The 13,810-nt window shown below is 71.9% G+C and carries 12 protein-coding genes; 8 read left to right on the top strand and 4 right to left on the bottom strand.

The features are described from left to right. Positions 1-42 precede the first annotated feature (42 nt). The 3 genes from ABIA36_RS02000 (at position 43) to ABIA36_RS01990 (ending at position 2,604) form a co-directional block, all read left to right on the top strand. On the top strand, positions 43-657 hold the full coding sequence (locus tag ABIA36_RS02000) for a GNAT family N-acetyltransferase (protein ID WP_369960602.1): 615 nt from the start codon (positions 43-45) through the stop codon (positions 655-657). Positions 658-730: 73 nt separating this feature from the next. After that, positions 731-1,648 carry an MBL fold metallo-hydrolase gene (locus ABIA36_RS01995; protein ID WP_369960601.1) on the top strand — a complete coding sequence of 306 codons (918 nt, stop codon included), beginning with the start codon at positions 731-733 and terminating at the stop codon, positions 1,646-1,648. Continuing rightward, complete coding sequence (locus tag ABIA36_RS01990) at positions 1,552-2,604, top strand: alkyl sulfatase dimerization domain-containing protein (protein ID WP_369960600.1); 1,053 nt, start codon at positions 1,552-1,554, stop codon at positions 2,602-2,604. The genes ABIA36_RS01995 and ABIA36_RS01990 overlap by 97 nt, the downstream gene beginning before the upstream one ends. Before the next feature lie 157 nt (positions 2,605-2,761). Here the strand turns inward: ABIA36_RS01990 and ABIA36_RS01985 are convergent, their stop codons facing one another. Together ABIA36_RS01985 and ABIA36_RS01980 are read right to left on the bottom strand one after the other, a co-directional pair. Beyond that, positions 2,762-5,479: a DUF4062 domain-containing protein gene (locus ABIA36_RS01985; protein WP_369960599.1), complete on the bottom strand. Its 2,718-nt coding sequence runs from the start codon at positions 5,477-5,479 to the stop codon at positions 2,762-2,764. Positions 5,480-5,741: 262 nt separating this feature from the next. Then, the gene (locus ABIA36_RS01980; protein WP_369960598.1) at positions 5,742-6,722 is read right to left on the bottom strand and encodes a DUF1996 domain-containing protein; all 981 of its coding nucleotides are present in this window, start codon (positions 6,720-6,722) and stop codon (positions 5,742-5,744) included. Positions 6,723-6,832: 110 nt separating this feature from the next. Between ABIA36_RS01980 and ABIA36_RS01975 the strand changes: the two genes are divergently transcribed. From ABIA36_RS01975 to ABIA36_RS01960, 4 genes are all read left to right on the top strand, one after another. After that, complete coding sequence (locus ABIA36_RS01975; protein ID WP_369960597.1) at positions 6,833-7,519, top strand: response regulator transcription factor; 687 nt, start codon at positions 6,833-6,835, stop codon at positions 7,517-7,519. Positions 7,520-7,521: 2 nt separating this feature from the next. Then, positions 7,522-8,874, top strand: a complete 1,353-nt coding sequence (locus tag ABIA36_RS01970) for a sensor histidine kinase (protein WP_369960596.1) — start codon at positions 7,522-7,524, stop codon at positions 8,872-8,874. 35 nt (positions 8,875-8,909) lie between these two features. Next, complete coding sequence (locus ABIA36_RS01965; RefSeq protein WP_369960595.1) at positions 8,910-9,800, top strand: DUF5666 domain-containing protein; 891 nt, start codon at positions 8,910-8,912, stop codon at positions 9,798-9,800. Positions 9,801-10,033: 233 nt separating this feature from the next. Continuing rightward, the gene (locus tag ABIA36_RS01960; protein ID WP_369960594.1) at positions 10,034-10,840 is read left to right on the top strand and encodes an ABC transporter ATP-binding protein; all 807 of its coding nucleotides are present in this window, start codon (positions 10,034-10,036) and stop codon (positions 10,838-10,840) included. Positions 10,841-10,887: 47 nt separating this feature from the next. Here the strand turns inward: ABIA36_RS01960 and ABIA36_RS01955 are convergent, their stop codons facing one another. Beyond that, positions 10,888-11,358 (bottom strand): GNAT family N-acetyltransferase, encoded by a 471-nt coding sequence (locus ABIA36_RS01955; RefSeq protein ID WP_369960593.1) that lies wholly within the window; start codon positions 11,356-11,358, stop codon positions 10,888-10,890. Between the two features lie 40 nt (positions 11,359-11,398). Here ABIA36_RS01955 and ABIA36_RS01950 point away from each other — a divergent pair, with 40 nt between their 5' ends. Continuing rightward, positions 11,399-12,175 (top strand): alpha/beta fold hydrolase, encoded by a 777-nt coding sequence (locus ABIA36_RS01950; RefSeq protein WP_369960592.1) that lies wholly within the window; start codon positions 11,399-11,401, stop codon positions 12,173-12,175. A gap of 128 nt (positions 12,176-12,303) precedes the next feature. Here the strand turns inward: ABIA36_RS01950 and ABIA36_RS01945 are convergent, their stop codons facing one another. Next, positions 12,304-13,665 (bottom strand): DUF2252 domain-containing protein, encoded by a 1,362-nt coding sequence (locus ABIA36_RS01945; protein WP_369960591.1) that lies wholly within the window; start codon positions 13,663-13,665, stop codon positions 12,304-12,306. Positions 13,666-13,810 lie beyond the last annotated feature (145 nt).

The raw sequence follows: 13,810 nt of genomic DNA, 5'->3' as shown, positions 1-13,810 counted from the left end.
GCAGCCTCCCCGCTGTCGGCGCCCCCGGCTAAAGTTCCCACCATGGAGCGACGCACCGCGCGTCCCGACGACGTGGACGCGATCACCACCACCATCGCGCTCGCGTTCCGCGACGACCCGGTGTGGGGCCCCGCGCTCGTCTCCGCAGACGGCGGCACCGGCCACCTCCTTCCGTTCTGGCGGTTCTTCGTGGCGGGAGCGGTCGGTCACGGAACCGTCTCCGTCATGGACGGGCCGGCGGGAGAGGCCGCCACGGTCGCGGTCTGGCTGCCCCCGGACGTGGACGAGCTCACCCCTGAGCAGGAGCGCGACCTCGACGCCCTCCTGGTCTCGACGCTGTCGCCGGAGCGATATTCCGCCTACGAAGAGCTGTACGCGCTGTTCGACGGCGCCCACCCGCGGGAGCCCGCCCACATGTACCTGAGCCTGCTGGCGACGCATCCCGACCACCGCGGGCAGGGCATCGGGCAGCGGCTGCTCGCGGAGGACCTCGCCCGGTTCGACGTGGACGGGCTTCCCGCCTACCTCGAGTCGACCAACCCGGCGAACGACCACCGTTACGCGCGCGCCGGCTTCCGGCCGGTGGGCGGCTTCCACGCGGTGATCGACGGCGCCCCCGTCACGACGATGTGGCGCGATCCGGCGGATCGGGGCTAGACGCTCCGTTCGTGCCTGAGGAAACCTCGGCGGTAACGGTGCGCACCACCGCACGGCCCCGAGGGAGAGACCCATGAAGCAGAACGAGCCGACCGCCACCATCGCTGACGCCAACCGCGCGCTGCTCGACACGCTGCCGTTCGCCGACACGGACGACTTCGCCGACGCCGACCGCGGCTTCCTCGGCACGCTGGAGGACGCGGTGATCCGCGACGCCGACGGCAACCCGGTGTGGGACGCGGCGGCGTACGACTTCGTCGACGGGGACGCGCCCGCCACCGTCAACCCGAGCCTGTGGCGGCAGTCGAAGCTGGCCGCCAAGCACGGCCTCTACGAGGTGGTCGAGGGCGTGTACCGGGCACGCGGGTTCGACCTGTCGGTCATGTCCTTCGTCGAGTCGGACACCGGCGTGATCGTCGTGGACCCGCTCATCTCGAAGGAGACCGCCGCGGCCGCGCTCGGCCTGTACCGCGCCCACCGCGGCGACCGCCCCGTGGTCGCGGTGATCTTCACGCACAGTCACATCGACCACTTCGGCGGCGTGCTCGGGGTGGTGGAGTCCGCCGACCTGGAGGGCCGCACGGTGCAGATCATCGCACCCGAAGGCTTCCTCGGCCACGCCATCTCCGAGAACGTCTACGCCGGAACCGCGATGGGCCGCCGTGCCGGCTACATGTACGGCGCGGCGCTCGACAAGGGACCGTCGGGTCAGGTGGGCGCCGGTCTCGGCCAGACCACCTCCGCCGGCGAGCCCGGCATCCTCGTTCCGACCGTGGACATCCGGGAGACCGGCCAGACGCTCACGGTCGACGGCGTCGAGGTCGAGTTCCAACTGGCGCCGGGCACCGAGGCCCCCGCGGAGATGCACTTCTACCTGCCCCGCTACCGCGCGCTGTGCATGGCCGAGAACGCGACCCACAACCTCCCCACAACCTGCTCACCCTGCGCGGCGCGCTGGTGCGCGACCCGCACATCTGGTCCGCCTACCTGACCGAGGCGATCGAGCGCTTCGGCGACCGGTCCGATGTGCTGTTCGCCTCCCACCACTGGCCGACCTGGGGCGGCGACCGCATCCGGCGCTTCCTCGGCGTGCAGCGCGACCTGTACGGCTACCTCCACGACCAGACGCTGCGCGGCATCAACCGCGGCTACACGGGAGCGGAGATGGCCGAGGACTTCGAGCTGCCGCCCGCGCTGGTGGCCGAGTGGAGCACCCACGGCTACTACGGGTCGGTGTCGCACAACGTGAAGGCGATCTACCAGCGCTACATGGGCTGGTTCGACGGCAACCCGGCGCGGCTCTGGCCGCACCCGCCGCAGGCGCTGGCCGAACGGTACGTGGCGGCGATCGGCGGCGTGGACCGCGTGGTCGAGCTCGCGCGGTCGGCCTACGAGGCGGGCGACTTCCGCTGGGCCGCGACCCTGCTGGACCACGCCGTCTTCGCCTCGCCGGCGGACGAGGCGGCCACCGCGCTCTACGCCGACACCCTGGAACAGCTCGCCTACGGTTCGGAGAACGGCACCTGGCGCAACTTCTTCCTGTCCGGGGCGACGGAGCTGCGCGAAGGCAACTTCGGCACCCCGACCGCGACGGCGTCGCCGGCCATCCTCATCCAGCTCTCCCCGGAACAGCTCTTCGACTCGGTCGCGATCCGCGTCGACGGACCGCGCGCGTGGAACCTGGACCTGGCGTTCGACATCACGCTGACCGACCTGGGCCGCAGCTTCCACCTCACCCTGCGCAACGGCGTGTTCGTGTACGTGGAGCGCGAGCCGTCGCGGGAGGCGCCGCTGCACCTCACCCTCACGAAGCCGCGACTGCTGGGGCTGGTCGCCGGCGACACGGAGTCGGACGGGCTGACGGTGGAGGGGGACCTGGGCGTGCTGACGGCGCTCGTCGGGGTGCTGGACCAGGGGGACCCGGACTTCGACATCGTGGTGCCGTAGGGCGGAGGGTGCGGGTCGGGGGTATCGTTTCCGGCGCCCTCGGTCTTGGGGTGGCCTGTTCTCGCTCCGGCTCCCCGTGCCGTTCTCGCTCCGGCTCCAACGTTCTGTTGTGGCTCCGGCTCCCCGTGCCGTTCTCGCCCCGGCTCCCGGGGTCGTTCTAGGGCGCTTCCCCCGGATCGTTCTCGGGCACTTCCTCCGGTTCGAACTCTCCGCGACCCACTTCCAAAGCCTCCGCGACCGCCTCCTCGACGGTGAGTTCCCGCCCGGCCGCGATGGCAGCGGCGACCTCGTCGCCGTGCGGCCCGGAGAGCAGGTCGTCGAGGTAGCGCCGGTGGAACGTGAACGTCGGCCCGTTGTGGAGGCCGCTGCGCTCGCGGAGGGCCTGCGCCGCGCCCGCGAGCTCGCCCGCGCGCTCATCGTCGTGCGACAGTGCGGCAACCGCGACCATGCCCTCCAGGCCGTACGCGATGCCCTCCGGGTGCCCGACCGCCGCGGAGATCGTGACGCTGAGCGCGAAGTCCGAGCGCGCCGCCGCCACGTCGCCGAGCATCAGTTCGGTCCACCCGAGGTGGTAGGACGCGATCCGCTGGCCCACGCGGTCTCCGGAGCGGTTCGTGAGCGCGAGGCTCGCGGTGAAGTGGTCCTGCGCCTCCGCCAGGTCGCCCTCCCGCAAGGCCACCCGCCCCAGCAGCACCAGCGCCATCGACTCGCCCCATGCGCTGCCGGTCGACCGGTACAGGTCGAGGGCGGCCTCCATCACCCGCCGGGCGCGCGCGGTGTCCGGGGCGTCGCCGGCGAGCAGAGCGAGGGCGAGCGAGATGGAGGCGATCCCCTCGCCGTTGGGGTCGCCGGTCTGCCGGAAGAGCTCGATGCTCTCGGCGAGGTCGGCGGCGACGCTGCCGTCGGGGTCCTTCCAGAACATGATGGTGCGGCTGAAGTAGAGCGCGATGGCGCGGGTGTGCGCGGACAGCTCGTCGCCGGACGACAGCGCCTCCTCCATCCAGGTGCGCACCTCGCCGAGGAGGCCGGTGACCCACCAGTACAGGTAGAGGCTGAAGGCGAGGCGCGCGGCCCGGTCCCAGTCGTGGCCGTCGAGCAGGAACCGCTCGGCCGCCCGCAGGTTGTCGCGCTCGTCGCCGAGCCGCTGCATCCACCGGCGCTGCCCGGCCCCGCGGAGGTCGTCCTCCGCGTCGTCGCCGAGGGCGAGGAAGTAGCGCGCGTGCGCGTCGCGGACTGCCGGCTGCTCGCCGCTGCGGGCGAGCTGCTCCCTGGCGTACTCGCGGACGATCGCCTGCAAGGAGAACCGTGGCCGGTCGTCGCTGTCGTGCTGGCCGACGAGGCTGCTGTCGACGAGTGCGGCGAGGCTCTCGAGGACGTCATTTTCGCCGGTGGCGCCGGTGGCGCCGGTGGGGCTGCTGGCGCGGTCGCTGGTCTCGTCTGCACTGACGTCGCCGGTGTCACTCAGCCCACCCCGCGCGTTCTCCGACCCGACGAACTCCGCGGCCTCCAGCGTGAATCCGCCTTCGAACACCCCCAGCCGGGCGAGCAGTTTCCGCTGGTCGCTGTCGAGGAGCTGCGTGCTCCACTCGATCGTCCTGCGGATGGTCTGCTGGCGGGCCGGGAGGTCGCGTGGTCCGCCGACGAGCACGGACAGCCGTCGGTCCAGCCGCTCCAGGAGTTCGGCGGGGGAGAGCACCCGCACCCGCGCTGCGGCCAGTTCGATCGCGAGCGGTACGCCGTCGAGGGCTTCGCAGACCCGTTCGACGGCCTCCTCATTGTCGGGGGTGATCTCGAAGTCCGGTTTGACGGCGTGGGCGCGCTCGACGAAGAGGTCGACCGCGTGCTCGTCGGCGAGCGGCTCGACGTCGTAGCTCTGTTCGCCGCTGATGCGCAGCAGGACCCTGCTGGTGACCATGATCGCGAGCTCGGGTGCCTCCGCGAGCAACGTGGTGAGAGCGGGCGCGGCCTCCACCACCTGCTCGAAGTTGTCGAGCACGAGCAGGATGCTGCGCTCGCGCAGTGCGGTCGCGAGGTTGTCCATGATCGGTGCGTCTCCCGTGTCACGGACGCCGAGCGATTGGGCGATGCGGCTGGGGACCCGTTCGGGGTCGTGCACGGCCGACAGGTCGACGAAGACGGCGCCGTCCTCGAACTCCGGCGCCGAAGCGCGGGCCGCCGCGATGGCCAGCCGGCTCTTCCCGATCCCGCCCGCACCGACCAGGGTGACGAATCGGGTGCCGGACGCGAGCATCCCGCGGATCTCCGCGATGTCCCGCTCGCGCCCGACGAGCCCGGTGAGCGGCACCGGGAGGCGAACGGGATCCGCTACCGCCGGGTCCGGCCCCGACCGTCGGAGGCCCGCGAGCGACGGATCCGGCTCGTCCTGGACCGAGGGCCTGCTCTGATCGAACCGCTCCGCGAGGAGGGTGGCGAGGTCGGCCTCCACCAGCCGGGCGAGCTCTTTGGAGGTCTCGAAGTATTTGTAGGCGGCCCGATCGTCCTCGCGGATCCGGTTCAGGAGGCCCGTCAGCCGCTCGTCGCGGTGGTCGGACGCCTTCACGTAGAGCAACCGCGGGACGTCGTCGGGGCAGAGGTTGTATTCGTCCTCGAGCCCGGAGACCTGCTCGTCGGGCGCCACCCAGCCATATCGTTCCCAGTACAGGCCGAGGAAGACATCGGACTGCTGGAGGTACGAACGATAGAGCTCGCGAGGCGGATGCGGCCGCGCACCGAGCTCGAACATGACGGGAGCGAGGTGAAGCCGTTCGATGGCGTTCCGGGCGGCACGCCGCTCCTCCGCAAGCTCCTGCAGGGTGGAGGAGACGAAAATGCGTAATCGCTGATCGGGAGTCCGGATTACATGAGGGTGGCTCATGTTATGTCATTGTGTTGCGTTCGTATGGAAATGTACAGGGAGGTGTGGCAACGAATTCCTGGTCCGAAGCGGGCGACCCCAGGCGACCCGGCGAGCAGAGGCAGTCTTGCCTGACGGGTCACCGGCTTCGCCCGCCGCGGGAAATCCTGCGGGCTGAGCCTTGCAGGCTCCGCGTTGCCGGCTCTGCCTTCCCGTCCTCCGCTTTCCCGGCTACGAGTCCTTGTCCGCTTTCCCGGTTACGACTCCTCGTCCGCTTTCCCGGTTATGCCTTCCCTCTGCCCACCTCCCCACCCGGCGCCTTGCCACCCTGCGGCGTCGCGTCGGCACCCTTCACCGGCCCGCACCGCACCTGCGCCGTGTCGCATGCGGCCACGTCCGCGTCCATCCGGCTCTGCTGCCAGCCGCTCATGAAGTCGGCGTGACCGGTGACGGGCTCGCCCTGGCTCTGCGGCCCGGTCGAGAGCGTGATCCCCGCGCCGCTCGCGGTGGGATACGTCACGTGGAGCACGATCTGCGGGATGTGCACGGGGTGCGAGGCCGGGCATCCCGTGCTCGTGGCGTAGACCGCGCCGGAGCGGTCGCGGCCGTCCATCGTGTGCCCGTCCCAGCAGTTCGGGAACGTGATGACGAGCCGGAGTTGCGAGCCCGACGGGCAGTCGTGCGGCAACGACGCCTTGCCCGGCCGTGGGTCGGAGGCGGTCGTCGTGCAGGTCCAATCGACGATCGAGGTGCTCTGCGGTGCCGTCGCCGTCTCGTTGCCCGCGATGAGGCTGATGCCCTCCGGCATGGTGCGGGTCGAGGACGCGATCCCCGCCGGGGTGCGCCAGTAGAGCAGGGTGCGCTCCGGCACGAGGGCGGTGCCGTTCTGGTAGACGACGGGCGTCCAGTACGCCGATGCGTCGGCGGATGTCGAGCAAGTCGTCGAGCCGGCGCGGAGCATCGCCGCGGTGGAGGAGGCGTTCACGGCGGGGTTGCCGAAGAAGTCGTGCTGCATCGACATCCCTGTCATGCCCGGCATCATGATCGGGTCGTCGGGTGCGGTCTCGGACCGTGCGCACGTGTCGGTGAAGATGCCCGGGTTGGAGCCTCCGGCGGGGAAGCCGGTCGTGTCGACGCGGGGAAGCGGAGCCGATGACGCGACGGCCGCGGCCGTCGCAGCTGCGGCCCCTGCGGCGAGCACGAGCGCGGCGCCGAACGCGATCAGCAGCGCCAGCGGGCTGCGGAGGCGGGATGAAGTGGACATAGAGAGAGTCAACGCTCGGAGTGTTCGGCGGATGAGAGCGGAATGTAAGGAAACGGTAAGGGAGCGCGGAAACGGGGGCGCGCAGCCGCGTGACCAGAGAAGATGGTCAGGTGAGTGAAGAGAGAGGGCTGGTGCTCGTCGTGGAGGACGAGGCCTCCATCGTCGAGCTGGAACGGCTGTACCTGTCCGGCGCGGGCTTCGGGGTGCACGTCGAGTCCGACGGTCGCGAGGCTCTGGCCGCGGTCGAGCGCCTCCGGCCGGCGGCCATCGTGCTCGACGTCGGGATCCCGAGCCTCGACGGCATCGAGGTCTGCCGTGCCCTGCGGGCGCGCGACGACTGGACGCCCGTCATCTTCGTCACCGCGCGCGACGACGAGGTGGACCGCGTTGTGGGCCTCGAGCTGGGCGCCGACGACTATCTCACCAAGCCGTTCTCACCGCGCGAGCTCGTCGCGCGGGTCAAAGGGATGGTGCGGCGTGCCGCCGGCCCGATCGCAGCGCCCGCCCGCACGGTCGGCGGCGTGCACATCGACGGCGCGCGCCGGCGGGTGGAGACCGCGGCGGGCCGAGTCGAGTTGACGGCGACCGAGTTCGACCTCCTCGACCGGCTGATGAGCCAGCCGGGCCGCGTGTTCACCCGCGAACAGCTCCTGTCGTCGGTGTGGGGGGTCGCGAACTACAGCAGCAGTCGCACTGTCGATGTGCATATCGCGCAGCTGCGTCTCAAACTCGGCGACGCGGCGGGGATCGTGCGCACGGTCCGCGGAGTGGGCTATAGCGTGGCGGACGAGGCCTAGGCGTGGCGCAACCCAGACGGCCGCTCGGTTCGCTGAGCGCGCGATTCGTTCTGGTGACGTTCGCCGTCGCCCTCATCGCGGTGCTCGTGACCGCGCTGGTCGCGGTCCAGGTGATCCAGACGGTCGAGCAGAACCAGGCGCGGCAGCAGCTCAAGGCGCAAGCGACGGCGCTGGTCGCATCGGGACGCGCGGCGGCCGGGCGGGTCGGCGTGGTGGGCGACCGCTTCGCCGTCGTCTCGCCCGACGGCACGGTCACCGGCGCGGCGCGGGGTTCGGTCAGCGCGGACGTGGCCCGGAGGCTCCAGGACGGCAAGCCGGTCTCGGCGAACACGACGCTGAACGGCAAGGACGCGGTCCTGGTGGGCATTCCGGGCCCGAACGGCGGCGGCATCGTCGGCGTGCGCAAGGTGGCCGACATCGCCGCGGGCGACGCGGAGCTGCTGCGCGGCATGGTGCTCGCGCTCGCGATCGGCCTCGCGGTCGCCACCGTGGCGGGTGTCCTGCTCGCGCGCCTGCTCGGGCGGCCGCTGCGCCGGCTGGCCGACATCGCACGGGCGCTCGCCGGCGGCTGGCGTGACGTCGAGATCGAGCCTCAGTCGGTCGCCGAGATCGACGACATCGCGCAGGCGCTCCGCACGCTCGACTCCGCGCTCGCGACGAGCGAGGACCGTCAGCGCGAGTTCCTGCTCTCCGTCTCGCACGAGATCCGCACGCCCCTCACGGCGATCCGCGGCTATGCCGAGGCGCTGGCGGACGGGGTCATCCCTCCCGGCGACGTGGCGGAGGCCGGGCGCACGCTCTCGGCGGAGTCCGAGCGGTTGCGGAGGTTCCTCGACGATCTGCTGGAGCTCGCCCGGCTGGAGGCGGACGAGTTCACCATCTCGAAGACGCACTTCGACGCGCGGGAGACGGTCGGCGCCGTCGTGCGGGCGTGGGCGGGCTCGGCCGGGGGAGCGGACGTGGCCTTGCGCGCCGCGCTGCCGGACGAACCGATCCCGGTCCACACCGACGAGATGCGGCTGCGACAGGTCCTGGACGGCCTCGTCGAGAACGCGCTGCGCGTCGCGCCGGCCGGCACGGAGATCGTCATCGTGGGACGCCTCTCCCCGCAGCGGGTGGTCGAGCTCGCCGTCCGGGACCGCGGTCCCGGGCTGAGCGCTGAGGACACCGCCGTCGCGTTCGACCGAGGGGCCCTCCACGCGCGCTACCGCGGTGCCCGGCCGGTCGGGACCGGCCTCGGCCTCTCTATTGCGCGGGCGCTCGTCGGGCGGCTGGGCGGCTGGATCAACGTGTCCGCTGTCGAGGGCGGCGGGACTGAGTTCCGGGTGGCTTTACCTTCCTCTGACATTCCGTGAGCATGGCCCTGATGTGCGCCTGTCACCGTTGAGACATGGACACGAATGACGCCGGCACCACCCCCGAGAACGACGCGGGGACCGAGAACGACGCGGGGACCGAGAACGACGCGGGGACCGAGAACAACGCGGGGAACAACGTCGAGGACAACGCGGACGATCACCGTGACGACGCTGCGCGGGGAGCGGTGAGCGGTGCGGATGGAGGCCGCGAGCTGCCGACGGAGCCGCTGCCCTGGTGGGTCGAAGCGCATGAGGGCGGGGCTGGGGACACGGTGCCCTTGCGGTCGGTCGACGCGCGGCACGCTACGGCAGCGGGGTCAGCGGATAATCCAGATGATCCGAGGGAGTCGGGTGCAGGGCCGACTTCTCCGCCGCGTGCCGCGTGGGCCGGAGCTTCCAGCGCGCCCGCCGCGGGCATGGCAGTCACGGACTCGATGAAGTCGGGCGAACCGGGTCGGGCCTCGTTCCTGCGACGTCACTTGGTCGGGCTCTCCGTCGCGGCCGCGGCGCTCGCGATCGTCGTGGTCGCAGGCGGGACGGCATGGGGGGTCTCGGCGGCAGTCGCGGGGGGAGACTCCGTGGCCCCGGCAGCGATGAACACCGGGGTGCACGCCAAGAACGGCGGCGCGGGCACCGCCAAACAGAAGCACGCTCACGGCACCGTCGGGGTGGTGACGGCCATGTCCGGCGGCACCTGGACGATTCAGTCGGCCGCCGGCGCGACCGTCACCGTCACCGTCGATTCGGCCACCATGTTCGGCACCGCGAAGAAGCCGGCCGCCCAGGCCTCGTTCGCGGTCGGCGACCGGATCGGGGTGATCGGACCCCGCAGCGGCGACTCCGTCACAGCCACCCGCATCGTTCACCTCGCGCCGGCGAAGCACGGCACGACTGCCACCACGGCTCCGACCCCGAACACCTGATCGGTCCGCGGGGAGAGCCGTGCGAGGCGAGGGGAGGAGGTGAGGATCCCTGGCACGCCAGCGGGTGCCGGGCGAACGGTCCGAGGCGAAGCGGGTGGGTCCCTGATAGCGGGGGGCCTGCGAAGGGAGGCTGAGCGCTTCCTGCGTTGCCGGTGACGAGTGCCGTACGAGACCGAACCGGGACCTGTGGCGGCGGGGGCGGTCCGAGGTGGCGAACACGGCAGGATGGAGGGATGGAGACGGTGCTCGAACTGCGCGATGTGACCTTCCGGCGTGACGGGCGCCACATCCTGGAGGACATCGGCTTCGTGGTGCGCGCGGGCGAGCACTGGGCGCTGCTCGGCCCGAACGGCGCAGGCAAGAGCACGGTGCTCGGCTTCTGCGGCGCCGTCGCGTTCCCCACCTCCGGCACCGTCGACGTGCTCGGCCGGCGGCTCGGACGCGTGGAGCTGCAGGAACTCCGCCGGCACATCGGCCACGTGAACCCGCGTCATCCCGTGCGCTCGCCGCTCACCGTGACGGAGGTCGTCCTCACCGGGATCACCGGCACGCTGGAGCCACCGATGCGCTGGGCGGCGACCGCCGACGAGACAGACCGCGCCCGGGAGCTGATCCGCACGATCGGCCTCGACGACCGGCGCGACGCCCGCTGGCCCACGCTCTCCCAGGGCGAGCGCGGCCGGGCGCTGATCGCGCGGGCGCTCGTGTCCGAGCCGCGGCTGCTGCTGCTGGACGAGCCGACCACCGGGCTCGACGTCGCCGCGCGCGAGCAGCTCCTGGAGACCATCGACGGACTGTCCGTCGCGGTGCCCGATCTCGCCAGCGTCCTCGTCACGCACCACCTGGAGGAGCTGCCGGAGACCACCTCGCACGCGTTGCTGCTCTCGCACGGCCGAATCGTCGCGGCCGGGCCGATCGCGGAGGCCGTGACGACGGAGACCGTGAGCACCGCTTTCGAGCACCCGATCCGGGTGGAGCGGGAGGACGGGCGCTGGAGCGCGCGGGCCGTACGAGGGGAGCGCATGAAGGTCGGGGAGTAGTCGGACACGGGCGGCCCGAGCAGTAGAGCGGCAGAGACCACCCCCGCTCAGCGCAGCTCCAGCAGCAGCTCCTCCACCGGGCCTCCGGCGCCCGCGGCGTAGGAGGACTCCCGCCCGGTCTCCACGAACCCGGCCCGCGCCAGGACCCGCTGCGATCCGACGTTCGCCGCGGAGACGCGCGCGTGAAGCGGTCGGGCCGGCTCCGCCGCGACGAGCAGGAGGAGGGCCGCTGTCGCGATGCCGTGCCCCCAGAGCACGCGGCGGATCCAGTACGTGACCTCCCGGCCGCCGTCGAGCGTGAACGCCGCCACGGTTCCCGCGAAGCCGCCGTCGGCCTCCACCGCGCGCAGCGTGATCGCCGGATCGCTGAGGTGGCGTCGCCACCGTGCGTCGAAGTCGGCCCGGTCGTCGGGGTCGGCAGCGGTGAACGCCGCCATCCGGACGGCCTCCGGATCGCGCATCATCTCGAAGGCGGCGTCCGCGTCGGCGTCGGTCACCGGGCGCAGTCGCACATGCATGCCGCGATGCTAGCGGCGGCGGCCGCTAGACTCACACCCCGTGCCCCCTCTCGCGACCGCCGACGATGGTGTGCCGATCGCGTTCGAGGAACGCGGGAGCGGCGTCCCCCTGCTGCTCATCGCCGGTCAGGCGACCGGGATGCACGGCTGGGGACCGTTCGCGGACGCGCTCCCCGAGGACTTCCGCGTGATCGTGTTCGACCATCGCGGCATCGGCGACAGCGGCGGGGGCGACCCGGCCGCGTACAGCACCCGGCTGTTCGCCGACGACGCGCTCGCCGTGCTGGACGAGGCGGGCGTTTCGGCTGCTCACGTGGTCGGGCACTCGATGGGCGGGCGCGTGGCGCAGTGGCTGGCGGCCGAGCATCCGTCGCGGGTCCGCCGGCTGGTGCTCATCGGCACGACCGCGAGCGACCGGGCCGGAGGGGCGCACGCGCGACGCGACCCGGCCGTCGTCGGCGACCTGCTCAGCGGCGACCGGGAGCGGATGCTGCCGCTGTTCTTCGACGCGGACTGGGCGCAGGGGCACCCGGAGGCCGTGGCCGGGTTCTTCGACCGGGTGGCGTCGCGCCCGGCCCTGCGCGGGCACTTTGCGGCGAGCCGCGATCACGACGCGCGGGAGGCACTCGGCCGGATCCGCGCCGAGACCCTGGTCATCCACGGGCGGGACGACGCGCTCACCCCGGTGTCCCACGCGCGGCTGCTGGCCGCGGGGATCCCGGACGCGCGGATGCTGGAGCTGGACGCGCGTCACGGGCTGCACCTGGACACGCCGGCAGTGCTGGACGCGGTCCGCGCGTTCCTCGCCCGGCCGTGAGCTGCGCTCCCACGTCGCCCTTCACACGCCGAGGGTGACGTGGGGCGCCTCAGACGCGAGCCTGGTTCTCACGGTGGCCGCAACCTCCCGAACCCGGGTGTCGCGACCATCCTGAGAACCAGCCGCGCTCACCCGAACTGGCCGGAGCGGACCGCTTCGACGAACGTCGCGTAGTCTGCTTCGGACTGGTCCGCGTAGGCGTGCGCCCACTCGGCCACCGCTCGCACGAAGGTGCCGCCCGTCCCCATGTACCCGGCCGCGAACTGCGCCTTCGGCGAGCGCGCGTGTGCACGGCCCAGGACGATCGCGCAGGCCTGCGCGTACTCGCCGAACTGGACGCGGTTCATGTCCGCGATCTCGAACGAGGCGTTCCGGTTGCGGAAGATGCGCATGTAGAAGCTGTAATCCTCCACGTTCAGGTAGCCGAGGAACGGGTCGGACACCGCCTGCAGGATGCGTTGGCAGCCGACGACCCGGTAGCCCTCGTGCTGTGCCTCCAGTTCCGGGTCGAGGTAGCCGGCCACGGGCTCGATCCCGCCGAACTGCTGGACGACGGAGCGGCTGGCCTCCTTGAGCTGCAGGATGAGCACGTCGCCGGTCGGGTCGCCGAGGGCGAGGATGAAGCAGCGCGTCCCGACGCTGCCGACGCCGACCACGCGGCGGGCGGCGTCGAGCACGGTGTACTGCGACAGCATCAGCGCGAGGTTCGCGGGGACCGTCGTGCGGTACGCGGCGAAGACCGACTCGATGAGCGTGCGGACCTCCGGCTCCAGCCGGGTGAGCACCGGCGGGTTCTCGACGAACTGCAGGCCCCCGTCGCCGCCCTCCTCCAGGGAGCGCTGGGCGACGCGCTCGCTCGTCCGCTTCTCCGACTCCTTGAGGGTGCGCTTGATCATGCGCTCGCTGTCCGGGCTGAGGATCTGCCGGTCGACCAGGCTGGTGGGGCGGAAGTAGCGGTTGTACAGGGTCTGCTGGAGGGCGTTGCGGAGCGAATTGCGGTACATCGCGGCCGCGGAGATCACGACGGCACGGAGGTCTGAGCCGCCCATCCCGAGCGAGCGCCCGGCCAGGACGACGCTGGCGAGCAGGCGTTTGACGTCCCACTCCCACGGGCCGACCGACGACTCGTCGAAGTCGTTGATGTCGAACACCATCGAGCGCTCCGGCGACCGGTAGATGCCGAAGTTGCTCACGTGCGCGTCGCCGCAGATCACGACCTCGGCGCCGGAGGTCGGAGCCCCCCGCAGATCGGCGGCCTGGATGGCCGCGGTGCCGCGGTAGAAGGCGAACGGGTCGGTGCTCATCCGCTGCATGCGCAACTGCACCAGGTTCGGGAGCCGCGACTCGTTCTGCTCGTGCAGGATGCCGAGGGGGTCGCGCCCGGGCGGCGGCGTGTACTCCGCCTGGGCGGACCGCGGCACCTGCGCGCGGGCCGCGCGGCCGGCCTCGTAGAGCTCGGTTTCGGTGAGCGGGGTCGCGATCGTCGTCATGACGCACCTCCTGGGTGGCGCTCATGCTAGCTCGGTGGGCGGTGGGCGGGTAGACGCTTCTGGTCGGCGCCCGAGAGCCTCCGCGTCCTCCGCCGCTGATTGCCGTCTGGTGCGCCGCATCGGCCGCGGGCTACCATCGGGCAGA

It is taken from the genome of Leifsonia sp. EB34, assembly GCF_041260585.1.
Taxonomy (GTDB): domain Bacteria; phylum Actinomycetota; class Actinomycetes; order Actinomycetales; family Microbacteriaceae; genus Leifsonia.
This window is presented reverse-complemented; position numbering and strand designations above follow the sequence as displayed.

Excerpts from the sequence above, each read along its gene's own strand:
- ABIA36_RS01995 (WP_369960601.1), top strand. The coding sequence starts at position 731 with ATGAAGCAGAACGAGCCGACCGCCACCATCGCTGACGCCAACCGCGCG.
- ABIA36_RS01960 (WP_369960594.1), top strand. The coding sequence starts at position 10,034 with ATGGAGACGGTGCTCGAACTGCGCGATGTGACCTTCCGGCGTGACGGG.
- ABIA36_RS01945 (WP_369960591.1), bottom strand. The coding sequence starts at position 13,665 with ATGACGACGATCGCGACCCCGCTCACCGAAACCGAGCTCTACGAGGCC.
- ABIA36_RS01965 (WP_369960595.1), top strand. The coding sequence starts at position 8,910 with ATGGACACGAATGACGCCGGCACCACCCCCGAGAACGACGCGGGGACC.
- ABIA36_RS01985 (WP_369960599.1), bottom strand. The coding sequence starts at position 5,479 with ATGAGCCACCCTCATGTAATCCGGACTCCCGATCAGCGATTACGCATT.
- ABIA36_RS01980 (WP_369960598.1), bottom strand. The coding sequence starts at position 6,722 with ATGTCCACTTCATCCCGCCTCCGCAGCCCGCTGGCGCTGCTGATCGCG.
- ABIA36_RS01955 (WP_369960593.1), bottom strand. The coding sequence starts at position 11,358 with ATGCATGTGCGACTGCGCCCGGTGACCGACGCCGACGCGGACGCCGCC.
- ABIA36_RS02000 (WP_369960602.1), top strand. The coding sequence starts at position 43 with ATGGAGCGACGCACCGCGCGTCCCGACGACGTGGACGCGATCACCACC.